Genomic DNA, 22994 nt, shown 5'->3' on the forward strand with positions numbered 1-22994 from the left:
CGGACCCCTATCCACAGCGCATCACCCAAGGAGGCAGATATGAGCACTCTCGATATCCAGGGACTGGACGCCTGGTGGCGGGCCGCCAACTACATCTCGGTGGGGCAGATCTACCTGCGGGACAACGCCCTGCTCACCCGCCCACTCGCCGGTGAGGACGTGAAGGCGCGGCTGCTGGGGCACTGGGGCACCACCCCCGGGCTCAACTTCGTCTACACGCACCTCAACCGGGTGATCTCCGAACGGTGGCAGGAGATGCTCTTCGTCACGGGCCCCGGTCACGGCGGGCCCGCGAACGTGGCCAACGCATGGCTCGAAGGCACGTACTCCGAGACCTACAGCACCATCGGCAGGGACGGCGCGGGGCTCAACGCCCTGTTCCGGCAGTTCAGCTACCCCGGCGGCATCCCCTCGCACGCGGCGCCGGAGACCCCGGGCTCCATCCACGAGGGCGGGGAACTCGGCTACGCGCTGGCCCACGCCTACGGCGCCGTCTTCGACAACCCCGACCTCATCGCCGCCACGGTGGTGGGCGACGGGGAGGCCGAGACCGGCCCGCTCGCCACGAGCTGGCATTCCACCAGCTTCGTGGACCCGGCGGTCGACGGCGCCGTGCTGCCGATCCTCCACCTCAACGGCTACAAGATCGCCAATCCCACGGTGCTCTCCCGCATGCCCGAGGAGCAGCTGCGGCAGCTCATGTACGGCTACGGCTACGACCCCCACTTCGTCACGGTGTCCGATCCCTCGGCCACGGAGGCCGCGCACCGGGACTTCGCTGCCGTCCTCGACGCCTGCGTCGACGGCATCCACGCGATCCAGGCGGCGGCGCGCACCGCACCGGCGGCACCGGAGGCCCCCGCGCCGCGGTGGCCCATGATCGTGCTGCGCTCGCCGAAGGGCTGGACCGGGCCGGCGGTGGTCGACGGACTGCCCTCGGAGGGGACGTGGCGCGCCCACCAGGTGCCGCTGTCCGGCATCCACGAGAACCAGGAGCACCTCCGCCAGCTCGAGGAGTGGATGCGGTCCTACGACCCGGCGTCGCTCTTCACGGCCACGGGGGAGCTGCAGCCGGCGATCGCCGCCCTCGCCCCGGAGGGGCCGCTCCGCATGAGCGCGACGCCCTACGCCAACGGCGGCCGGCTCCTCCGCGACCTCGTGCTGCCCTCCTACGCCGAGCACGCCGTCGAGGTCTCCCGGCCGGGCGTGGAGAAGGCGAGCCCGATGATGACCGTCGGCGGCTACCTCCGGGACGTGATCGGGCAGAACCCCCACAACTTCCGGCTGTTCGGGCCGGACGAGACGGCGTCGAACCGGCTGTCCGCCGTGTACGAGGTGACGGACAAGGCCTGGCAGCCGCGCATCGAGGACGTCGACGAGCACCTCGCCCGCTCGGGCCGCGTGCTGGAGGTCCTCAGCGAGCACCTGTGCCAGGGCTGGCTCGAGGGCTACCTCCTCACCGGACGGCACGGCGTGTTCAACTGCTACGAGGCGTTCGTGCACATCGTCGACTCGATGTTCAACCAGTTCGCCAAATGGCTCAAGGTCCACCGCACGCTGTCCTGGCGCCAGCCCATCGCCTCCTTCAACTACATGCTCTCCAGCCACGTCTGGCAGCAGGACCACAACGGGTTCTCCCACCAGGACCCGGGCTTCATCGACCACGTGGTGAACAAGAAGGCGGACATCATCCGGGTGTACCTGCCACCGGACGCCAACACGATGCTCGCGGTCACCGAGCACTGCCTGCAGACCCGCGACACGATCAACGTGATCGTCACCGGGAAGCAGCCCGCGCCCACCTGGCTGGGGCCCGAGGACGCACACCTGCACGTGACGCGGGGCATCGGCATCCTCGACTTCGCCGGATCCGAGGAGCCGGGCGTCGAGCCCGACGTCGTCCTCGGCTGCGCCGGCGACGTGCCGACGCTCGAGGCCGTGGCCGCGGCCGGACTGCTGAAGGCGGCCGTCCCCGGGCTTCGGATCCGCGTGGTCAACGTCGTGGACCTCATGCGCCTGCAGGACAGCTCGGAGCACCCCCACGGGCTGTCGACCCGCGACTTCGACACCCTGTTCACGACGTCGAAGCCCGTGGTCTTCGCATATCACGGCTACCCCTGGCTCATCCACCGCCTGACCTACCGGCGCACCAACCATGCGAATCTCCATGTCCGCGGGTACAAAGAGGAAGGGACGACGACGACGCCGTTCGACATGGCGATGCTCAACCAGATCGACCGGTTCCAGTTGGCGATGGACGTGATCGACCGCGTCCCGACCCTCGGGGCCACCCAGGCCCGCCTGCGGCAGGACCTCCAGGACCAGCGGCAGCGCGCCTGGCAGTACACGCGCGACGCCGGGAAGGACCTCGAGTCCATCACCGGCTGGACGCTCGACGAATCTTCGCCGGACGATGCGAAGTAAAACCCGTCGTCCACGACCAGAAGGAGAACGCCGTATGACAGAGACCCGCATTTCCGCGACCCGTACCATCGACGCACCCGCCGGTGCGATCTTCGACCTCCTCTCCAACCCCGCCCGTCACGCCGCACTGGACGGCTCGGGCATGGTGCAGTCGGACAGCAAGTCGGACCGCATCACGGGCGTCGGCCAGACGTTCACCATGAACCAGAACTGGGACAAGATGGGCGGCGACTACCAGACGGACAACCACGTGGTGGGCTACGACCCGAACAAGCTGCTCGCCTGGAAGACGGCTCCCGCCGGCGAAGTGCCCCCGGGCTGGGAGTGGGTGTGGGAACTGCAGCCCGCGGGCCCGGACTCCACCGAGGTCTCGGTGACCTACGACTGGTCGGCCGTGACGGACAAGGCGATCCTCAAGCAGCTGAGCTTCCCGGAGGTCTCGCAGGAGGCCCTGGACTCGACGCTGGCGAACCTCGCGGCGCAGGTGTCCGAGGCCTGATCCCCGGGTCGCCCGAGTGGACACGCGTCGGCGGCCGGTCCCCGGGCCGGCCGCCGTCGCACGCTCTGGCGGTGCGGCTAGTCCAGGAGGGCGACGTCCGAGACCAGCTCGATGTGGCGCTGCATGGCGGCGGCCGCCGCGGCCGGGTCCTGCGCCCGGATGGCCTCGGTGATGCTCCGGTGCGAGGCGAGGGACTGCTCCGGCCGGCCGGGCTGGGCCAGGGACTCCAGGCGGGTCTCCAGGACCATCTCGCCGATGAAGGCCATCAGTTGCGCCAGCACCGGGGAGTGGGCAGCCGCCGTGACGGCCTGGTGGAAGAGCTCGTCACCGTGCGCGCCGCGGCCGCCGTCGTCGATCTCCGTCCGCATCTCCTCGAGGGCCCCGTCGATCGCGGCGAGGTCGCCGTCCGTCCGGCGCTCCGCAGCGAGCGCGGCGAGCCTGACCTCCAGCGTGCTGCGCGCCTCGACGATGTCGGGGAGGCGGTTCCGGTGCTCGCGCAGGCCCTTGATGACGGTCGCCACGCTGGCGCGGTGGCGCAGCACTGCTCCGGTGCCGTGGTGCACGTCGATGACGCCGAGGACCTCGAGGGCCACGAGCGCCTGGGCGAGCGTGGCCCGGGAGACGCCGAGCCGCTCGGCGAGATCCCGCTCGGAGGGCAGGAGGTCCCCGGGCCGCAGCTTCGCCGATTCGATGTAGCCGAGGAGCTGCTCGACGAGCTGTTCGTACAGCCGCGGACGCGCGAGGCGCCCGAGCGGTGGTGGGCCGGCGTCGGTCATCCTGGTTCTCCCCCGTGTCGTGGTGCGCTCATGTTACCGCTCGTTGATTGACAGGGACACTCACTCTCCTACAGGCTAGGCCAGTGGTCCTGTAACAGAGGTCACAGCTCAGCCCCCTGTCCATCGCCCACTGGAGGATCCCGATGTCCGCCCCACTCCTATCGATCATCATCCTCGCGGCGATGTTCCTGATAGCCACCCTGCTGCCCATCAACATGGGGGCGCTCGCCTTCGTGGGCGCCTTCCTGCTCGGGGCCGTCGTCCTCGGCATGGAGACCGACGACATCATCGCCGAGTTCCCCGGCGGGCTGTTCCTCACCCTGGTCGGGGTGACCTACCTCTTCGCCATCGCCCAGAACAACGGGACGATCGACCTCCTCGTGCAGGGCGCCGTGAAGCTCGTGCGCAACCGGGTGGCGCTCATCCCCTGGGTCATGTTCCTGATCACCGCGGTCATCACCGCGGTCGGCGCACTCGGCCCCGCCGCCGTCGCCATCATGGCCCCCGTGGCGCTCGGCTTCGCGGCCCGCCACAAGATCTCCCCGCTGCTCATGGGCATGATGGTGGTCCACGGCGCACAGGCCGGCGGATTCTCGCCCATCGCCGTCTACGGCGTGATCGTCAACGACATCGTGGGGGAGTCCGGCTTCGAGTACAGCCCGCTCGCCGTCTTCCTGACGAGCTTCATCTTCAACCTGCTCATCGCCGTCGCGCTGTTCGTGGTCCTCGGCGGCCGCACCCTCATGTCCTCGCGCGTCACCGAGTTCGTGGAGGAGGCCGCGGAGGCCCGCCTGAGCGTCAGCCCCGGGGTTCGCCGGAGCGACGTCGCCTACAAGGGGACCGGCAGCGGCACCTACGGTCCGCGCGACCCCGCCGGCGACGGCGCCGTCGCCACCCGGACCCGCGAGGACCGCGTCTCGCAGGGTGCCACCATCCTCGGCCTCGTCGCCCTCGCGGTCGTCGCCCTCGGCTTCAGCGTCGACGTCGGCTTCGTCGCCATCACCGTGGCCGTCGTCCTCGCCCTGATCTCCCCGAAGGCGCAGAGCGGGGCCGTCAACAAGATCGCCTGGTCCACCGTCCTGCTCATCTGCGGCATGCTCACCTTCGTGGGCGTCCTCGAGGCCGCCGGCACCATCGACTACGTGTCCGACGGGGTCGCCAGCCTCGGCATGCCGCTCCTCGCGGCGCTACTGATCTGCTACATCGGCGCCGTGGTGTCCGCCTTCGCGTCGTCGACGGCCATCCTCGCGGCCCTGATCCCCCTGGCCATCCCGTTCCTCGAGACCGGCGCCGTCGGTGCCGTCGGGGTGGTCTGCGCGCTGGCCGTGTCCTCGACCATCGTGGACGTCTCGCCGTTCTCCACCAACGGCGCCCTCGTCCTCGCCAACGCCCCGGAGGGCACGGACAAGGAGCGCTTCTACCGGCAGATCCTCGGCTACGGGGCGATCGTCGTCGTCGCCGGGCCGATCATCGCCTGGCTCGTCCTCGTGGTCCCCGGCTGGCTCTGAGCCGGCCCACCGCCGCCACGCCGCCACCCGGCACCGCCATCCCACGCACCTCGCACCGACCCCCGGAGGAACCATGACCGCCGAGACCACCGCACCGCAACCGACCGCCGGCGGGGACCGCGGGGGGCCGCTCGCAGGGCGCCTCGTCGTCGACCTCAGCCGGGCCCTCGCCGGGCCGCACGCCGGGATGATGCTGGGCGACCTCGGTGCGCGCGTCATCAAGGTGGAGACGCCCGGCACCGGGGACGACACCCGCGGGTGGGGGCCGCCCTTCGTGGGGCCGGACGAGGACCGCCAGTCCACGTACTTCCTGTCCTGCAACCGGAACAAGGAGTCGATCGCCCTCGATCTCAAGAGCGACGACGGCCGGGCCGTCCTCACCGACCTGCTGCGCCGCGCGGACGTCGTCGTCGAGAACTTCAGGCCCGGGGTCCTCGACCGGCTCGGCTTCTCCACCGACGCGATGCTCGAGCTCAACCCCGGGCTGGTCATCCTCTCCATCACGGGGTTCGGCCACGACGGGCCGGAAGCGACGCGCAGCGGGTACGACCAGATCGTCCAGGGGGAGGCGGGCCTGATGTCCGTCACCGGCCCGGATGCGGACAGCCCGCAGCGCGTCGGCGTGCCCATCGCCGACCTCCTGTCCGGCATGTACGGCGCCTACGGGGCGGTCGCCGCCCTCCTGGAACGCGAGCGGACGGGCCGCGGCCAGGTGGTGCGCACGTCGCTGCTCGCGGCGGTCGTCGGCGTCCATGCCTTCCAGGGCACCCGGACCACCGTGGCCGGGGAGGTGCCCCGGGCGCAGGGCAACCACCACCCCTCGATCGCGCCCTACGGCCTGTTCGGCTGCCGGGGGGGCAAGGTGCAGATCAGCGTGGGCAGCGAGAAGCTGTGGGCCGCCTTCGCGGCCGCGTTCGGGCTCGACGCCGGCCGGCCCGAATTCGCCACGAACGCGGACCGGGTGCGGAACCGGGACCTGCTGATCGAGGCGGTCGAGGCCGCGTTCTCCGCCCACGACCCGGAGCCGCTGCTCGCGAAGCTCGACGAGGCGGGGATCCCCGCCGGCAAGGTGCGCACCCTCGACGAGGTGTACGCGTGGGACCAGGTCCACTCGCAGGGCCTGCTCCTGGACGTCGACCATCCGGTGCTCGGCAGCATCGCGTTGCCCGGTCCGCCGCTGCGCTTCTTCGACGGTGCGTCGGAGACCACCCTCCGCAGCCATGGTGCGCCGCCGGTGCTCGACGGCGACGGCGACGCGATCCGCGCCTGGCTGGCGTCGTCCGGCAGGGACGCGTGAGTGCCGAAGCCCGTGCGCGGCACCTGACCGCACGCGAACTCATCGACGCGGTCCTCGACGCCGGGTCCTTCGCCTCCTGGGACAGCCCCGTCCCGTCGCCCTACCCCGGTGCCGGCGCCGCCTACGAGGACGAACTGCGGCGGGCCCGGGAGAAGACCGGGGCGGACGAGTCGGTGCTGACCGGTGAGGGCCTCATCCGCGGCAGGCGCGTCGCCGTCATCGTCTCCGAGTTCTCGTTCCTCGCGGGCTCGATCGGCAGTGCCGCCGCGCGGCGCATCACCGCGGCCGTCACGCGGGCCACGAGCGAACGGCTGCCCCTCCTCGCCGGCCCGGCCTCCGGGGGGACCCGCATGCAGGAGGGAACGCCCGCGTTCCTGTCCATGGTGGACATCACCGGCGCCGTACGGGCCCACCGGCAGGCGGGCCTGCCCTACCTCGTCTACCTCCGGCACCCCACGACCGGCGGCGTCATGGCGTCCTGGGGCTCCCTCGGCCACGTCACGGTCGCCGAACCCGGCGCGCTGCTCGGCTTCCTGGGGCCGCGCGTCTACGAGGCGCTCTACGGTGAAGCCTTCCCGGCCGGTGTCCAGACGGCCGAGAACCTGTTCGACAAGGGACTCATCGACGCGGTCGTCCCGCCCGGGCAGCTCGCCGCGATCGTGGACACCGCGCTCTCCGTGCTGCTCGCGGACCCCACCCGCGTCCCGCCGCCGCCCCCGACCACCACGGTGCCCCCGGGCGACGGCGACGCCTGGACGTCCATCCTCATCTCGCGCAACCGGCGGCGCCCCGACCTCCGGCGCCTGCTCGCCGCGGGGGCCCGCGACGTCCTGCCGCTCAACGGGACCGGGCAGGGCGAGAAGGACCCGGGGCTGCTGCTCGCCCTGGCCCGGTTCGGGGAGCAGCCGTGCATCGTGCTGGGCCACCAGCGGCCGCGACGCCCCGAGGACTCCGTGATGGGCCCGGCCTCGCTCCGGGAGGCACGGCGCGGCATGAAGCTCGCCGAGGAACTGGGCCTCCCGCTGCTGACCGTCATCGACACCGCCGGCGCCGACCTGTCCAGGGAAGCCGAGGAGGGCGGGCTCGCCGGGGAGATCGCCCGGTCACTGCACGATCTCATCGGGCTCGCCTCGCCGTCCGTCTCGGTCCTGCTGGGGCAGGGGGCCGGAGGCGGCGCGCTCGCCCTGCTGCCCGCGGACAGCACCATCGCCGCCGAGCACGCCTGGCTCTCGCCGCTCCCGCCCGAGGGGGCCAGCGCGATCGTGCACCGCACCGTGGACAGGGCCCCCGAGATGGCGGAGGCGCAGGGCGTGAAGGTCGCCGCGCTGGTGGACCGGGGCGTCGTCGACCACGTGGTCGACGAACGGCCCGACGCCGCCGAGGAGGGGCGGGCGTTCTGCGAGCGGATGGCCGCGGCCATCGAGTACGAGCTGGGGCGGGTCAAGGGCCTCCCGACCGGTGACCGGCTGGAACGCCGGGCGGGGAAGTACCGGGCCGGCACGCCCTGACCCCGTCACGGCCGCGCCCCCGGCGTCAGGCGCCGGGGTGCTGCGCCCGGTAGATCTCCATCTGGCGGTGCCGGCGCTGCAGGCTGTCCCGGCGCGGGGTGCTCTCGGCGTCCGGTGCCTCCGCCGTCAGGTCGATGTGGCGCTCGCCGTAATGCCACAGCAGCATGTCGTCGAGGAGCCGGTCCGGGCCGGGGGAGTACCGGTGGTCGAGGGCCTTGCGGACCGTGGTGATGGTGTCCGCCTGCAGCAGGTCCACGAGTTCCAGCGTGGTCTTCCGCCCGTGCGCGGCGAGGAGTTCGGCGGCCCACCCCCAGTTGTCGTCCGATTTCCGGTCCACGTGGGGCAGCAGCGTCTGCCAGACGTCGCGGATGCGGTTCGGTGTCAGCGGGGCGCTGCCCTCGCCGTCCTCGTCCCAGAACCCGGTGACCGTCTCGTAACGCTCGTGCAGTTCCGCGAAGGCCGACTCCACGGTCTCCAGCATGGCCGCCGTCCCCGTGAACTGGCGGTCGAAGTAGGGGCTCCAGGCCTTCGGGTTGGACGCCTTGAAGCGGATGTCGTGCTCGATCTCCGACCACGCGTGCGCCAGGACGGTGCGCACCTGCACCTCGAAGAGGTAGCTCCCCGCGGCCTTCGTCTCCGGGTCCACGGCCTGCTGGAAACTACGCACGACGTCGTTGTGGATGGTGCGCATGATGAGGTGGCGGCTCGAGTAGCCGTACGTGCCGGACTCGATGGACCCGATGTCCTTCTCCCGGTCCCCCCGGCAGTCGAACTCGGAGCGCTGCCGCTTGAGGAGGTTCGCCGCGAGGTCCACCTCGTGGGGCAGCGTGGTGATGATGCGGACCCCCACGAGGTCCGTCAGGTTCCGCATCGGGTCCGGGAAGACGAGGGCGGGCGGGTCCGCGGGGTCCACGGCGGGCAGCGTGCGCGAGGCCTTGTCGCGGAAGGACTCGACCGTCTTGGTGCGTGCCGTGACGAACAGGGGCCTCAGGTCCGAGCCCTCGAAGATCGCCGCGATGCTGGACCGCATGGCCTCGGTGACGCGGTCCAGGGCCGGCCGGACCCGCGCGAACTCCCGCGTATGCGCCTCGACGGCAGGGCGCAGCCGCTCGTCGAGATCGTCCCACGCGCCCATGCATCCAGCCTTTCCGAGGAGAGTCTTCATCGTAGCCAACCCCGGTGACCGTTACGCTTCCCGTGTGCACCGCGAGAACACCGTCCGTCCCCCGGCCCGCCGCTCCGTCCTGGCCCTGCTCGCCGCCGCCGGGGCCGCCGTCCTCACCGCCTGCGGGGTACGCCGGGAGGCCGCGCCCGGCTCGGCGGCGCCCCGGCGCTACCGGTACGGCGACGATCCGAGCCAGTTCGCGGACCTGTACCTGCCCGCCCCGGGGACACCGGTGCGCGGCGTCGTCGTGATCATCCACGGCGGCTACTGGCGCTCCACCTACGGCGCGGAACTGGGCGTGCCCCTCGCACGGGACCTCGCCCCCCGCGGCTACGCCTGCTGGAACCTGGAGTACCGGCGCGCGGGCAACGGTGGGGGCTGGCCCGCCACCTTCGACGACGTCGCCGCGGGTATCGACCACCTGGCCGTCGCGGCCGCGGAGCACGGCCTGGACCTGGGGCCGACGACGGCGCTCGGCCACTCCGCGGGCGGCCACCTCGCCGTCTGGGCGGCAGGGCGTCCGTCGCTGCCACCGGGCGCCCCCGGTGCCGGCACGCCGGTGGTGCCGCTCGCCGCCGTCGTCAGCCAGGCCGGGGTGCTGGACCTCGCGCAGGCCCGGGCGCTCGGACTGAGCGACGGCGCCGTGGAGAACCTGCTCGGCGCACCCGGGGACCCGGAGCGCTACGCGCTCGCGGACCCGATGACCGCGATCCCCCTCGCGGTCCCCGTGTACGCGGTGCACGGCACGGAGGACACCACGGTCCCGCCCGCCCAGTCGGAGGCATACGTGGCCGCGGCGTCGGCGGCGGGTGCGACGGCGGAGCTGGTCCGTGTCCCGGGCGACCACTTCGCCGTCATCACGCCGGGAACCGACGCCTGGGAGGCCGTGCTCGCCCGGCTCGAGGCGGCGACCGACCCCGGACGGCCGGCGCAGGGCCGCCCGGCGCCGGGTCCGCCCTAGTTCAGGGAAAGCGTCCCCGAGGGCAGGGCGCCGCCGGCGAGCAGTTCGCGCGCGGAGTCCGCCAGCGCCGTCAGGGCCACGCGCTGCGTCCACGGGCCGTAGGAGATCCGCGCGACGCCGAGGTCCTGGAGCCGTGCGGGCGGCAGGCTGCCGGGCACGTTGATCACGCTGAGCCGCTGCGGACCGAAGGCCTCCACGAGGGTGCCCACGGCGTGCTCGTCGAGCAGGCCGGGGACGAACACGGTCGTGGCACCGACGTCGAGGAACGCCCGGCCGCGCTCGACGGCGTCGGCCAGGACGTCCGCGGGGTCGCGGTCGCCCGCCAGCACGTACGCGTCGGTGCGGGCGTTCAGCACGAAGTCGATGCCCTCGGCCCGGCCGGCCTCCACGACCGCCTCCATCTGCGCGGCGGCCTCGGCGAGGGGGCGCATCCGGTCCTCGATGTTCGCGCCCACGATGCCGACGCCGATCGCCCGGCGCACGGTCTCGCCGGGGTCGCCGTACCCGGATTCGAGGTCGGCGGACACGGGCAGCGTGGTGGCCGCCGCGATCCGTCCGACGGCCGCGATCATCTCCTCCACGGGGATGTTCTCGCCGTCCTCGTAGCCGAGCGATGCGGCGATCGAGTGGCTCGCCGTGGCAAGGGCCCGGGTGCCCGGGAGGTCGGCGATGGTCTTCGCGCTGATGACGTCCCAGACGTTGACGACCTGCAGGATCCCGGGGGCGGAGTGCAGCCGGGCGAGGGTCGTGGCCTTCGCTGCGAGGTCGGTGCGGGTTTCAGTCATGGGAGACCTTCCGGGTGAGCGAGGCGATCCAGGCGGCGGCGCCGTCGACCTCGGTGGGGTGGATACCGTGACCGCCCTCGCGGACGTTCCGGTGTACTTCGGCGCCGCGGCTCTCGAGGATCGATCCGAGGCGGGTCACGCTGTCGATCGGCGCCATGGCGTCGGAGGTCCCGTTGAACAGGGCCACGGACGTCCCGGTCAGGTCGGCGTCGACGGTGCGCCCCTCCAGCGGGTACATGCCGGAGAACGCGACGGCGCGGGGGACGGCGTCCGGGTGGAGCAGGGCGGCGGCGAGGGCGATGTTCGCCCCGTTCGAGAAGCCGACGGCGACGAGCGGGCGGTCGGCGATGCCGTAGTGGTCCCGCGCCCACGCGATGAACGCGGAGAGCTCACCCGCCCGGCGGACGACGTCGTCGACGTCGAACACGCCCTCGCCGAACCTGCGGAACCACCGGTTCAGGCCGTGCTCCTGCACCGGGCCCCGCGGCGCGAGGTAGCCCGCCCCGGGTGCCAGGCGGGCGGCGAGCGGCAGGAGGTCCCGTTCGGTGCCGCCCGTGCCGTGCAGCAGCAGCAGCACCGGGGTGCCCGGCTCCCCCCTCCCGAACAGGTGCGGCCACGACTGCGGGCCGGTCATGCTCCGGCCTTCCCGAAGAAGGCCTGGACGGCGGGGTTGTTCTCCTCCGGGAGGTCGATCGTCGCGACCGCGTGGGAGATGGCCTCGCGGTTCGGCTCGAGCCACGGCGGCAGCTTGAGGGAGCGGCCGAGTTCCAGCAGGGGCTCGTCGATGTCGAAGCCCGGCGTGTCCGTCGCGATCTCCAGCAGGGTTCCACCGGGTTCGCGGAAGTAGATCGAGGTGAAGTACTGGCGATCGAGGATGGCCGTGACCGCGTACCCGCGCTCGGCGAGCTCCTGGCGCCACACTTCCTGGGTCTGCTGGTCGGGCACGCGGAAGGCGATGTGGTGCACCGTCCCGCCGGCCACGAGGCCGCGCTCGCCGCGGGGGTCGGTGACGACGTCGACGACCGTGCCGGGCTCCCCGGCATGCGTGCTCAGGCGGTAGCGGCCGTCCTTCTCGGCGAGGACCGTCATGCCGAGGTCACGCGTGAACGTCTCGAGCGTGCGGGCGGGGTCCTGGACCGTGAGGACCGAGGAGTGCTGGCCGCGGACGGCGTACTCGGCCGGGACGGAGGCGGAGTCCCACGGGTCACGGGGGTCGGAGACGGAGGAGGCCACGAGATCGATCTGCAGTCCGTCGGGGTCGCGGAGGGAGAGGCGCTCCTCCTCGGAGGAGGCACGCGCGATGGTCGACTCGACGCCGATGGCCTTGAAGTGCTCCTGCCACCAGCCGAGAGTGCCCTGCGGCACCGAGAACGCGGTGGTGGTCGACTGCCCGCTGCCCACGCGGCCGCTGCGGATGCCCTGCCACGGGAAGAAGGTCAGGAGGGAGCCGGGCCGGCCGGCCTCGTCGCCGTAGTAGAGGTGGTAGGTCCCCGGATCGTCGAAGTTGACGGTCTTCTTGACCAGGCGCAGCCCGAGGCCCCTGATGTAGAAGTCGATGTTCCTCTGCGGGTCGCCCGCGATCGCGGTGACGTGGTGCAGACCTTCGGTTCGAGCGGTCACGCTGTCCTCCTGGATTCGGACCGGCCTTCTGTGCTCCGGCATGTTCATGCAAACACATGTATTCGGGCTTTTGTTCCACTCCGGGAGTTCACTTCCCGGGCGTCGTGCGCACTCAGGAGGCTGTGGCATCCTGTGAGCATGGCAGACAAGCGGTTCCCAGGGTGGGTCCACCGTACCGGCGCCGAGGTGATCGGGTGGACCCTCGTGGTGCTCGGGCTCGCCGCCCTCGTGCTGCCGGGCCCCGGCCTGCTGATGCTCGCGGCCGGCCTCGCCGTCCTGTCGCGGCACTACCACTGGGCACGGCGCTACCTCAAGCCGCTGAAGGAGAACGCCTTCCACGCCGCGGCCCTCGGGGTGAAGACGATCCCCCGGATCACGGCGAGCTGCATGAGCTCGTTCGTGATCATGACCCTCGGCGTGGTGTGGATCATGGAGCCCACCACCCCCCACTGGTGGTTCCTCGAGGACAAGTGGTGGCTCTTCGGCGGCACAGGCACGGGTGTGAGCCTGATCCTCTCGTCGATGATCGCCCTCGCCCTGATCGTCTACAGCGTGCGGCGGTTCCGCGGCCGGCCGATACCACCGCGGCCCTCGATCATCCACCGGCGCGTGCGGTAGGACGACGGGAGGCATCCCGGGCCCGCCGGGGCCACGGCTGGTACGTTGATCGGGTGCTTACCGTGATCGGGGAAACCCTCATCGACGAAGTCGTCAGCGACACCGCCGCCATGCGCGCCCACGTGGGGGGCAGTCCGATGAACGTGGCCGTGGGCCTCGCGCGCCTCGGCCATGCCGCCCAGTTCGTCGGCCGGTACGGCGACGACGACTACGGACGGATGATCCAGCAGCACCTCCGCGACAACGCGGTGCCCTTCCCCGTCCGTCCGGACGCCGCGCCCACGAGCGTCGCGACCGCCCGCCTCGACCCCGCGGGAGGCGCGTCCTACGACTTCCAGCTGGTCTGGGACCTCCCGGGACTGGCAGCGGAGAAGGACACGCTCCTCGACGGGTCCACCCTGCTGCACACCGGGTCGATCGCCACCATGCTCGCCCCGGGGGCGGACGACGTCCTGGACCTGGTGGCGAGCGCCCATCCGCTCGTCACCGTCACCTACGACCCCAACTGCCGGCCGACGATCATCCGCGACGCCGGGTTCGCCCGGCGGCAGGCCGAGAAGTTCGTGGCCCTCGCCGACGTCGTCAAGGCCTCCGACGAGGACCTCGAGTGGCTCTACCCGGACCGCACGCCCGAGGAGTCGGCGCGCGCCTGGCTGGACGCCGGCCCCGCGGTCGTCGTCGTGACGCGGGGGTCGGCGGGGCCCCTGGGCCTCTGCCGTGCCGGGGAGGTCGCGGTCCCCGCGCCCCCCACCTCCGTGGTGGACACCGTCGGCGCCGGGGACTCGTTCATGGCGGCCCTCGTGGGCTCGCTCGTGGATTCCGGGCTGGACGGCGCCCATCACCGCGACGAGCTGCACCGAATCACCCTCGAACAGCTGACCGGGATGCTGCAGTACGCGGTCCGCGCTGCGGCCATCACGGTCTCCCGCGCGGGTGCGAACCCGCCCACGCGGGACGAGATGGCCCCGGCATGAGGGCCCCGACCGACGACCAGAGGAGCACGCGATGACCCGCGATCCGTACGCAGACCTTCCCCAGGTCCCCGAGTTCGAACTCACCAGCGACACCGTGACCGACCAGGCGCCCCTCGATCTCGCGCAGGTCTCCGGGAGGATGGGGGCGGGCGGCAAGGACGAGTCGCCGCAGCTCGCCTGGCGCGGCTTCCCCGAGGGGACCCGGAGCTTCGCGGTCACGGTCTACGACCCGGACGCGCCGACCGCGAGCGGATTCTGGCACTGGGCGGTGGCGAACCTGCCGGTCACGACCACGTGGCTGCCCGCCGGTGCGGGCACGGAGGGGTCGGGCCTGCTGCCGGAGGGCGCGGTGCAGCTGCGGAACGACGGAGGCTTCCCCGGTTTCGTGGGCGCCGCCCCACCCGAGGGGCACGGGCCGCACCACTACCACGTGGTGGTCCACGCCGTGGACGTCGAGTCCCTGGACGTCCCCGCCGACGCCAGCCCCGCCTACCTCGGTTTCAACCTGTTCTCCCACACCCTCGGGCGGGCCCGCCTGACCGGCACGTACGAGCAGTAGCGGCTCCGCCGCCACGTGCCCCGAAGCCGGCCGGCCCGCCGGTAGGGTAGAGGTCCCGGATCTGAAGGAGTGGACGATGCGCCTCGTGGCGAGCGACATGGACGGCACCGTCGTCGGGCATGACGGCAGGATGAGCGAACGGACCGTCCGCGCCTTCCGGGCGTGCGCGGAGGCCGGCGTGGACGTCGTCTTCGTCACCGGCCGCCCGCCGCGCTGGCTCCACCCCCTCCGGGACCAGCTCGGGCACACGGGGACCGTCATCTGCTCCAACGGCGCCCTGACCTACGACCTCGCGTCGGAGAGCGTGCTCGACGCGAAGCTCCTCGCGCCCGAGAACATCTACGCCGCCCGCGACATCATCCGCGGGCTCTTCCCCGCGGCCACCTTCGCCGCCGAGACCGTCGCGGGGTTCAAGGTCGAGTCCGGGTTCGCCGACCCCTCCACGGCCGAGCTGCTCGGCGGCCTCACGGCCCAGCCCTTCGAGGAGTCCCTGCCCGGCGAGGAGATCGTGAAGTTCATGGCGCGGGAGCGGGCCGTCTCGCCGGACGACTTCCTGGCCGTCGTCCGGCCCGCCGTCGCGCACCTGGTCTCCACGACGCACTCCGCGCCCTCGATGGCCCTGCTCGAGATGTCCCTGCCGGAGATCAACAAGTCCGTCACCCTCGCCCGGTACGCGGCGGCGCGCGGCATCGAGGCCGCCGACGTCGTCGCCTTCGGGGACATGCCCAACGACGTGCAGATGCTCGACTGGGCGGGCCACGGGTATGCGATGGCCTCCGGGCACCCCGACGCGCTCGCCGCCGCGAACCTCATGGCCCCGGCCTTCGAGGAGGACGGCGTGGCCCAGATCCTGGAGCAGCGGCTTGCGGCGCTCCGCACGGCCTGACGCGGGCCGCTACCCCTACCTCGACAACGCAGCCGGGACCCCGCCCCGGCCCCAGCCGATCGCGCTGTCCCACCGCGGCTTCGCGCCCGACGGCGGGGAGAACACCCTGGCCGCGTTCGAACGCGCCGTCGACCTCGGCTTCCGGTACCTGGAGATCGACGTCCACGCCTCGAGCGACGGCGTCGTCATGGTCTTCCACGACGAGGTCCTCGACCGCGTCACCGGTGACCGGGGCCCGATCGGGGCGCGGACCGCGGAGGAGCTGGGCGGACTGTCGGTCGGCGGCGGCGGGGGGATCCCGACGCTCGAGGCCGTCCTCCTCCGCTGGCCGGAGGTGCGCCTCAACGTCGACGTGAAGAGCGATGCGTGCGTGCGCCCCTTCGCCGATCTCATCAACAGGCACGCCGCCCACGACCGCGTGCTCGTCGCGTCCTTCTCCGACCGGCGGAGGCGGGCGGTGCTGCGCCTGCTCGACCGGCCGACGGCGTCGTCCGCGGGGATGGCCGTCAACGCCCTCCTGAAGATCGCCGCGCCGCTCGGGCTGGCCGGACCGGTGGCCCGGACGGCCCGCGTCCATGCGCTGCAGGTGCCCGAGACCTACCGGGGCATGCGGGTCGTGACCCGGGGGTTCGTCCGGCGCTGCGAGGCCGCGGGCCTGCAGGTCCACGTCTGGACGGTCAACGAACGGACGGGGATGGACCGGTTGCTGGACCTCGGCGTCCACGGGATCGTGTCCGATGCCGCGGACGTCCTCGCGGAATGCATCAGCGAGCGCGCCGTCTGGCCTCAGGGTCGCCCGTCCCCCTGATCGGCCGGGGGCCTCGGGCCCTCGACGGGTCCTCCGTCGCGGCGGGTGCGCACGTGTGGTGGGTCGCGCGGCCCGACACCCGCCATACGTGGACAACGAGGCCGGCGTCCGGGAAGCGCGGGCAACAACCGTGAGGGCGCCGGGCTAGGCCGTCAGGACGGGGTCCGTCAGCGTCCTCAGGTAGTGCAGCGCGGCGGGGGCGTATGCGCGCATCGAGTCGTCGTCGGCGTAGACCAGCAGGCGCAGCCACGAGCCGTACCGGTGGACACCGGCCAGCGCCAGGGCGGGTTCGACGGCGGCCCACAGCTCCGGGAGCGGCGCATGGTCCGTCCAGCGTTCGAGGTAGGCCGTGATGACCGCCCGGATGCGGGGGTCCTCCGCCGTCGTGTTCCACTGCTCCCGCATCTGCGTGATGGGCACGAGCAGGGCGCTGAACGGGTGCGCCCAGTACGCGTCGGCGAAGTCGAAGAACCGCAGGGGCTCGGTGGTGGTGCCGGGCAGGAAGCAGTTCCGCGCGTGCAGGTCGTTGTGGTCGAGGGACAGCGGCACCGGGACGGCGCGCAGCGCGTCGACGGCGCGGTGCACGGCCGGCAGGCGGCGCACGACGTCGTCGGCGTCCTCCGCGGACAGGTACAGCGGGTGCCCGGCCGGGAGCCCCGTGTGCAGGAGCAACTGGTTCTCGACGAAGTTCGCCGCGACCTCCGGATTCATGGTGACGAGCCCGGCCTGGGCGAGCCGCTCACCGTGCGGGGCGGCGATCCGCTGCAGGTCGGCGAAGTCGGCGGCGATCCGCGCCCAGACCGCGGGGTCGTCGGACCCCAGGCTGTCGAGCGTCGCACCGTGGTCCGCCGTCAGCATCCAGCCGCGGGAGGGTTCGATCGCGAGCGGCGCCGCGACATGTTCCGGCGCCAGGTCGCCGAGCAGGGAGACGATCGAGGCCTCGGCGAGCTGTCCGAGGTTGTTCTCCTTGAACCAGAGCGTGCCGTGGTCCGTGGGCACGGTGAGCTGCGTCGACCAGAAACGGATCCGCGGCTGGTCCGTCGGCCCCGTCCGGGCCACCCCGGACGATTCCAGCACCAGGTCGATCCACTGCTCCGCCTGCTGCCGCCACGCCGGGGAGGCCCACACCTCGCGCGGATCGTTCATCGGGTGCCGGACATGACGGAGGGGGGACGCATGGGTCCCATCTTCGCACCGGGCACGGCTCAGCCCAGCGTCGAGGGCCTCGTGCCGAGGTCGCTCGACTCGAGCTGCTCCGGCCCGGCGACGTGCTCGCTGCCGCGCACCCGCGCGATCGCCGTCATCCCGTGGAAGATGACGAGCGCGGCGCCCGTGCCGAGGGCGATGCCCGCGAAGGTCAGGTCGCCGATCACCCAGGTGAAGTCCGCAATGCCGATGACCAGGGCCACGCCCGCCGTCGACAGGTTGATGGGATTGGAGAAGTTGACCTGGTTCTGCACCCAGATGCGCACGCCGAGGATCCCGATCATGCCGTAGAGCACCACGCCCGCGCCGCCGAGCACCCCGGCCGGGACGGTCGCGATGAGGGCGCCGAACTTCGGGAAGAGGCTGAGGAGGATCGCGACGATGCCGGCGACCCAGTACGCGGCCGTCGAGTAGACGCGGGACGCCGCCATCACGCCGATGTTCTCGGCGTAGGTGGTGGTGCCCGACCCGCCGCCGGAGCCGGCGATCATGGTCGCGAGCCCGTCCGCCATCAGGGCCCGGCCGGTGTACGGGTCCAGGTTCCGGCCGGTCATCGCGGCCACCGACTTCACGTGGCCGATGTTCTCGGCGACGAGCACGAGGACCACGGGGATGAAGAGCCCGACGACGGAGAGGTGGAACTCCGGCGCGGCGAACTCGGGGAGGCCGATCCACGGGGCGCTGCCGATCGCGGCGAAGTCCACCTCTCCGCGGACCATGGCGACGGCGTACCCGGCGAGCACCCCGACGAGGATCGACAGGCGTCCGAGGATGCCCCTGAACAGGACGGTGACGAGCAGGATCGAGACGACGGTGACCAGCCCGGTCAGGGGCGCCTGCTCGAAGCTCGCCTTCGCGGTCGGCGCGAGGTTGAGTCCGATCAGCGCCACGATGGCACCCGTGACGACGGGCGGCATGATCACCTGGATCCACCGGGTACCCGCCCTGTGGACGACGAGGCCGATGAGCGCGAGGGCCGCCCCGGCCATGATGATGCCGCCGAGCGCGCCGGCCGCACCGTGCTGGGACTGTGCCGCCGCGATCGGGGCGATGAAGGCGAAGCTCGACCCGAGGTAGCTGGGCACGCGTCCGGCGGTGATCACCAGGAACAGGATGGTCCCGATCCCGGAGAAGAGCAGGGTGGTCGAGGGCGGGAAGCCGGTGATGAGCGGCACGAGGAAGGTCGCGCCGAACATCGCGACGACGTGCTGCGCGCCGATGCCGATGGTCCTGGGCCAGGTCAGGCGTTCCTCCGGGGCGACGAACCCGCCCGGCCGGACGTTCTTCCCGTCTCCGTGGAGGGTCCAGCCGATGCCTCGTGCGCTCATGGGTATGCCTTCCGAAGGGGGCGGGGGTTCCGGGAAAGCCTACCGGGAGGGTGCAGCCTTCGGTGTTACGTTGCTTGTTCCGACGGAAGAGGGACACGATGGGATTCACGGTTCAGGGGCGCACCGTCCTGGTCACGGGCGCCGGCATGGGCATGGGCCGGCTGTACGCCGAACGCGCGGCGAGGGAGGGCGCCGCCGCGGTCGTGCTGTGGGACGTGGACGGGCGTGCCCTCGAGGACGTGGTCGCCGGGCTCGCCTCGAGCGCCGCCTCCGTGCACAGCTACGTGGTCGACGTGGCGTCCGTGGAGTCCATCCAGGCGGCGGCCGGCGCCGTCCTCGACGAGGTCGGCGTGCCCGACGTGCTCGTGAACAACGCCGGGATCGTGCGCGGGAAGTACTTCTGGGAGCACGACCACCACGCGGACATCGACCTCACGCTGAGCATCAACACGGGCGGGCCCATGCATGTGACGCGCGCATTCCTGCCCGCGATGATGGAGCGCGGCACGCCCGCGAGGATCCTCAACGTCGCCTCCGCCTCCGGCACCCTGGCCGTGCCCCGCATGAGCGTCTACGCGGCCTCGAAGTGGGCGGTCATCGGCTGGAGCGACTCGCTGCGCCTGGAACTGGTGTCCACGGGCCACCCCATCGGCGTCACCACGCTCATCCCGAGCTACATCAGCACCGGCATGTTCGAGGGCGCCCGCGGCCCGCTCATGACGCCCCTGATGGAGCCCGGGTACGTCGTCGACAAGGCCTGGCGCGCCACGCTGGCCGGCCGGGCCCGCGTCCAGCTGCCCTGGACGGTGCAGTTCGGCGGGACCCTCCGCAACCTCCTGCCCCAGCCGGTCTGGGACGTCGTCGCGGGCCGGGTCTTCAAGGTGTACAGCTCCATGGACCGCTTCACCGGGCGCCCGAGCGCCCCCGACCAGGAAGGCGCCCGATGAGCACCGACATCCAGGCGACGGACGGCGCGGATCTGCTGGCCGACCGGCGACGGTACTTCGCGACGGGGGCCACCCGTCCCGCCGCCTGGCGCCGCGGACAACTGCGTGCGCTGCGCCGGCTGCTCGCCGAGCGGGCCGACGAGCTCACCGCGGCACTGGAGGAGGATCTCGGCAAGAGCCGCACGGAGGCGTTCCTCTCCGAGCTCGCCGTCGTGCGCGCCGAAGTCGACTACGCCCTCAAGCACCTCGACCGGTGGATGGCCCCCGAGAAGATCGCCGTGCCCGCCGGGCTGCTCCCGGCACGGGCCTGGACGCAGGCCCGTCCGCTCGGCGTCGTGCTGATCATCGGCCCGTGGAACTACCCGCTGCAGCTCGTGCTGGCGCCGCTCGTCGGGGCGCTTGCCGCGGGCAACGCCGCCGTCCTCAAGCCCAGCGAGCTCGCCGCAGCGACCTCCCGCACGCTCGCCCGGCTCGTGCCGCAGTACCTGGATCGGGAGGCGGTGTCGGTCGTCGAGGGCGGCGTGGAGGCCAGCACGGCGCTGCTCGCGCAGCCGTTCGACCACATCTTCTACACCGGCGGTGAGCGCGTCGGGAAGATGGTGATGAAGGCTGCCGCCGACCACCTGACGCCCGTGACACTGGAGCTCGGCGGGAAGTCGCCCGCCGTCGTGGTGGGCGGGGACCTCCGCGCCGCGGCCCGCAGGATCGCGCTCGGCAAGTTCCTGAACGCGGCGCAGACCTGCGTGGCGCCCGACTACATCCTGACGACGCCGGCCGCGGCGCCGGTGCTCGCGGCGGCACTGGCGGAGGCCGTCCGGGACTTCTACGGCAGCGACCCGAGCACCTCCGCGGATTACGGGCGGATCATCAACGAGCACCACTTCGACCGCCTCGTGGGCCTGCTCGGGGACGGCACCATCGTCTCGGGAGGACGCCACGACCGCGCCGGGCGGTACATCGAGCCGACCATCCTGCGCGGCGTCGACCCCTCGTCCGCGCTCATGCAGGAGGAGATCTTCGGACCGCTGCTGCCGATCGTCGAGGTGGAGGACCTCGACACGGCGATCCGCTTCGTCGGGGCCCGCCCCCACCCGCTCGCCGCCTACCTGTTCAGCGACCGCGCGGAGCACCTGGACGCGTTCACCGAGCGCGTCCAGGCCGGCGGGATCGCCCACAACGTCTGCACCATCCAGCTCGCGGTGCCCGGCCTGCCGTTCGGCGGCGTCGGCGCGAGCGGCACGGGGAGCTACCACGGGCGGGAGTCCTTCCGGACCTTCAGCCATCAGCAGCCGGTGTTCTCCAAGCCCACGGGGCCGGACACGCTGCGGCTCGCGTACCCTCCCTTCGGTCCGATCAAGCGGAAACTACTGAGCATGTTCCTCTAGGCCTCCCGAAGAGGCGGGGTCAGCTGATGACGCCGTCCACCAGGGCCTTCGCCTCGGCCTGCACCTGCCGCAGGTGCTCCTCGCCCCGGAAGGACTCGGCGTAGATCTTGTAGACGTCCTCGGTGCCCGAGGGCCGTGCCGCGAACCACGCGTTCTCGGTGGTGACCTTCAGCCCGCCGATGGGCGCGCCGTTGCCGGGCGCCTCCGTGAGGCGGGCGGTGATCTCCTCGCCGGCGAGCGTGGTCGCCGTGACGTCCGACGGCGAGAGCTTGCCCAGCGCCGCCTTCTGCTCGCGCGTGGCCGCGGCGTCGATCCGCGCGTACACGGGGGCGCCGAAGCGGTCGGTCAGCCCGGCGTAGTGCTGCGAGGGCGTCCTGCCGGTCACGGCGGTGATCTCCGAGGCGAGGAGGGCCAGGAGGATCCCGTCCTTGTCGGTGCTCCACGGCGTCCCGTCGAGGCGCAGGAAGGACGCGCCGGCGGACTCCTCGCCGCCGAACGCCAGGTCGCCGCTCAGCAGGCCGGGGACGAACCACTTGAAGCCCACGGGGACCTCGTGGAGCACGCGGCCGAGGTCCGCCGCGACGCGGTCGATGATCGACGACGAGACGAGGGTCTTGCCGATCACGGCGTCGGCACGCCAGCCGGGCCGGTTGGCGTACAGGTACTGGATGGCGACGGCGAGGTAGTGGTTCGGGTTCATGAGGCCCGCGTCGGGCGTGACGATCCCGTGACGGTCCGCGTCGGCGTCGTTGCCCGTGGCGATGTCGAACTCCGTGGCCCGCTTGATGAGGGATGCCATCGCGGCGGGGGAGGAGCAGTCCATCCGGATCTTCTCGTCCCAGTCCAGCGTCATGAACGCCCACTGCGGATCCACGGTCGGGTTCACGACCGTCAGGTTCAGGTTGTGGCGTTCCCCGATCGCGCCCCAGTAGTCCACGGAGGCGCCGCCCATGGGGTCCGCGCCGATGTGGACGTCCGCGGACCGGATGGCGTCGAGGTCCAGCACCGACGGCAGGTCGTCCACGTAGTGCTGCAGGAAGTCGTAGCCGCCGATCCCGTCCGCCGTGCGGGCCTGGGCGATCGGCATGCGCTGCACCCCGCGCAGTCCGTCCTCCAGCAGGGCGTTGGCGCGGTCGGCGATCCAGTTCGTGGCCTCCGAGTCGGCCGGGCCGCCGTGCGGGGGATTGTACTTGAAGCCGCCGTCACCCGGAGGGTTGTGCGAGGGCGTGATGACGACGCCGTCGGCCTGTTCGGTGTGCGTCGCGTTGTGGGTGAGGATCGCGTGGGAGACCGCGGGGGTGGGGGTGTAGGCGCCGCGGGCGTCGACCAGGACGGTCACCCGGTTGGCTGCGAGGACCTCCAGCGCGGTGTTCTGCGCCGGCTCGGACAGGGCGTGGGTGTCCTTGCCCATGAACAGGGGGCCCGTGATCCCCTGGCCCGCGCGGTACTCGACGATCGCCTGGGTGATCGCCGCGATGTGCCCCTCGTTGAAGGAGGACTTCAGGGACGAGCCCCGGTGTCCCGACGTGCCGAAGGCCACGCGCTGGCCGGGATCGGAGAGGTCGGGTTCGACGTCGAAGTACGCGTCGAGCAGTCTGGTCACGTCGACGAGGTCGCTGGGGAGGGCCACTGTGCCCGCTCGGTTAGCCATGGCCCCAGCATGTCAAAGAACGCGCCCGATTACACCAGCGCACCGCGGGTTAGGGAGGAGTTCCGCGGGGGAACCGGCGGGTTGCCCGC

The 22994-nt window shown here is 72.1% G+C and carries 21 protein-coding genes; 13 read left to right on the forward strand and 8 right to left on the reverse strand.

The genetic code is table 11. The features are described from left to right. The first annotated feature begins 39 nt into the window (after positions 1-39). Together ACSGDB_RS14180 and ACSGDB_RS14185 are read left to right on the forward strand one after the other, a co-directional pair. Positions 40-2424, forward strand: a complete 2385-nt coding sequence (locus tag ACSGDB_RS14180; RefSeq protein WP_434995510.1) for a phosphoketolase family protein — start codon at positions 40-42, stop codon at positions 2422-2424. A 34-nt stretch (positions 2425-2458) separates the two neighbouring features. Then, positions 2459-2923 (forward strand): SRPBCC family protein, encoded by a 465-nt coding sequence (locus tag ACSGDB_RS14185; protein WP_434995511.1) that lies wholly within the window; start codon positions 2459-2461, stop codon positions 2921-2923. A gap of 77 nt (positions 2924-3000) precedes the next feature. Here the strand turns inward: ACSGDB_RS14185 and ACSGDB_RS14190 are convergent, their stop codons facing one another. Then, entirely contained in the window at positions 3001-3699 is a 699-nt protein-coding gene (locus tag ACSGDB_RS14190) for a FadR/GntR family transcriptional regulator (protein WP_434995512.1), read from the reverse strand. Between the two features lie 143 nt (positions 3700-3842). Between ACSGDB_RS14190 and ACSGDB_RS14195 the strand changes: the two genes are divergently transcribed. From ACSGDB_RS14195 to ACSGDB_RS14205, 3 genes are all read left to right on the forward strand, one after another. Continuing rightward, complete coding sequence (locus ACSGDB_RS14195; RefSeq protein WP_434995514.1) at positions 3843-5207, forward strand: SLC13 family permease; 1365 nt, start codon at positions 3843-3845, stop codon at positions 5205-5207. A gap of 73 nt (positions 5208-5280) precedes the next feature. Continuing rightward, positions 5281-6504: a CaiB/BaiF CoA transferase family protein gene (locus ACSGDB_RS14200; protein ID WP_434995516.1), complete on the forward strand. Its 1224-nt coding sequence runs from the start codon at positions 5281-5283 to the stop codon at positions 6502-6504. Continuing rightward, entirely contained in the window at positions 6501-8012 is a 1512-nt protein-coding gene (locus tag ACSGDB_RS14205) for a carboxyl transferase domain-containing protein (RefSeq protein WP_434995517.1), read from the forward strand. Before ACSGDB_RS14200 ends, ACSGDB_RS14205 begins: the two co-directional genes overlap by 4 nt. A gap of 25 nt (positions 8013-8037) precedes the next feature. Here ACSGDB_RS14205 and ACSGDB_RS14210 read toward each other — a convergent pair whose 3' ends face one another. Continuing rightward, the gene (locus tag ACSGDB_RS14210) at positions 8038-9147 is read right to left on the reverse strand and encodes a GTP pyrophosphokinase (protein WP_434995518.1); all 1110 of its coding nucleotides are present in this window, start codon (positions 9145-9147) and stop codon (positions 8038-8040) included. A gap of 64 nt (positions 9148-9211) precedes the next feature. Here ACSGDB_RS14210 and ACSGDB_RS14215 point away from each other — a divergent pair, with 64 nt between their 5' ends. After that, positions 9212-10138 (forward strand): prolyl oligopeptidase family serine peptidase, encoded by a 927-nt coding sequence (locus ACSGDB_RS14215; protein ID WP_434995519.1) that lies wholly within the window; start codon positions 9212-9214, stop codon positions 10136-10138. Here ACSGDB_RS14215 and ACSGDB_RS14220 read toward each other — a convergent pair. The 3 genes from ACSGDB_RS14220 to ACSGDB_RS14230 are packed head-to-tail and all read right to left on the reverse strand — an operon-like array spanning position 10135 to position 12543. Further along, positions 10135-10923 carry an isocitrate lyase/PEP mutase family protein gene (locus ACSGDB_RS14220; protein ID WP_434995520.1) on the reverse strand — a complete coding sequence of 263 codons (789 nt, stop codon included), beginning with the start codon at positions 10921-10923 and terminating at the stop codon, positions 10135-10137. The two genes, ACSGDB_RS14215 and ACSGDB_RS14220, sit on opposite strands and share 4 nt — an antisense overlap. Continuing rightward, entirely contained in the window at positions 10916-11557 is a 642-nt protein-coding gene (locus ACSGDB_RS14225; RefSeq protein WP_434995521.1) for an alpha/beta hydrolase, read from the reverse strand. Before ACSGDB_RS14225 ends, ACSGDB_RS14220 begins: the two co-directional genes overlap by 8 nt. Then, the gene (locus ACSGDB_RS14230) at positions 11554-12543 is read right to left on the reverse strand and encodes a ring-cleaving dioxygenase (RefSeq protein ID WP_434995522.1); all 990 of its coding nucleotides are present in this window, start codon (positions 12541-12543) and stop codon (positions 11554-11556) included. The genes ACSGDB_RS14225 and ACSGDB_RS14230 overlap by 4 nt, the downstream gene beginning before the upstream one ends. Positions 12544-12681: 138 nt before the next feature. Between ACSGDB_RS14230 and ACSGDB_RS14235 the strand changes: the two genes are divergently transcribed. The 5 genes from ACSGDB_RS14235 to ACSGDB_RS14255 all read left to right on the forward strand — a co-directional run bounded on the left by ACSGDB_RS14235 (position 12682) and on the right by ACSGDB_RS14255 (position 16388). After that, entirely contained in the window at positions 12682-13161 is a 480-nt protein-coding gene (locus ACSGDB_RS14235) for a PGPGW domain-containing protein (protein WP_434995523.1), read from the forward strand. Positions 13162-13214: 53 nt separating this feature from the next. Further along, on the forward strand, positions 13215-14135 hold the full coding sequence (locus ACSGDB_RS14240; protein WP_434995524.1) for a carbohydrate kinase family protein: 921 nt from the start codon (positions 13215-13217) through the stop codon (positions 14133-14135). A 31-nt stretch (positions 14136-14166) separates the two neighbouring features. After that, a complete protein-coding gene (locus tag ACSGDB_RS14245) occupies positions 14167-14694 on the forward strand; it encodes a YbhB/YbcL family Raf kinase inhibitor-like protein (protein ID WP_434995525.1) in 528 nt (175 codons plus the stop codon). A 76-nt stretch (positions 14695-14770) separates the two neighbouring features. Further along, a complete protein-coding gene (locus ACSGDB_RS14250; protein ID WP_434995526.1) occupies positions 14771-15580 on the forward strand; it encodes an HAD family hydrolase in 810 nt (269 codons plus the stop codon). Then, a complete protein-coding gene (locus ACSGDB_RS14255) occupies positions 15558-16388 on the forward strand; it encodes a glycerophosphodiester phosphodiesterase family protein (protein ID WP_434995527.1) in 831 nt (276 codons plus the stop codon). The genes ACSGDB_RS14250 and ACSGDB_RS14255 overlap by 23 nt, the downstream gene beginning before the upstream one ends. Before the next feature lie 144 nt (positions 16389-16532). Here the strand turns inward: ACSGDB_RS14255 and ACSGDB_RS14260 are convergent, their stop codons facing one another. Next, positions 16533-17534, reverse strand: a complete 1002-nt coding sequence (locus tag ACSGDB_RS14260; protein ID WP_434995528.1) for a hypothetical protein — start codon at positions 17532-17534, stop codon at positions 16533-16535. 59 nt (positions 17535-17593) lie between these two features. Next, positions 17594-18922, reverse strand: a complete 1329-nt coding sequence (locus ACSGDB_RS14265) for a uracil-xanthine permease family protein (RefSeq protein ID WP_434995529.1) — start codon at positions 18920-18922, stop codon at positions 17594-17596. A gap of 98 nt (positions 18923-19020) precedes the next feature. Between ACSGDB_RS14265 and ACSGDB_RS14270 the strand changes: the two genes are divergently transcribed. Further along, a complete protein-coding gene (locus ACSGDB_RS14270; RefSeq protein ID WP_434995530.1) occupies positions 19021-19869 on the forward strand; it encodes an SDR family NAD(P)-dependent oxidoreductase in 849 nt (282 codons plus the stop codon). Then, on the forward strand, positions 19866-21254 hold the full coding sequence (locus ACSGDB_RS14275; protein ID WP_434995531.1) for an aldehyde dehydrogenase family protein: 1389 nt from the start codon (positions 19866-19868) through the stop codon (positions 21252-21254). The genes ACSGDB_RS14270 and ACSGDB_RS14275 overlap by 4 nt, the downstream gene beginning before the upstream one ends. Positions 21255-21273: 19 nt before the next feature. On the opposite strand, the gene pgm is transcribed toward ACSGDB_RS14275, so the two are convergent. Then, positions 21274-22905: a phosphoglucomutase (alpha-D-glucose-1,6-bisphosphate-dependent) gene (pgm, locus tag ACSGDB_RS14280; RefSeq protein WP_434995532.1), complete on the reverse strand. Its 1632-nt coding sequence runs from the start codon at positions 22903-22905 to the stop codon at positions 21274-21276. Positions 22906-22994: the final 89 nt, after the last annotated feature.

The sequence above is a fragment of the Arthrobacter sp. Ld5 genome (assembly GCF_051172775.1).
Classification (GTDB): domain Bacteria; phylum Actinomycetota; class Actinomycetes; order Actinomycetales; family Micrococcaceae; genus Arthrobacter_D.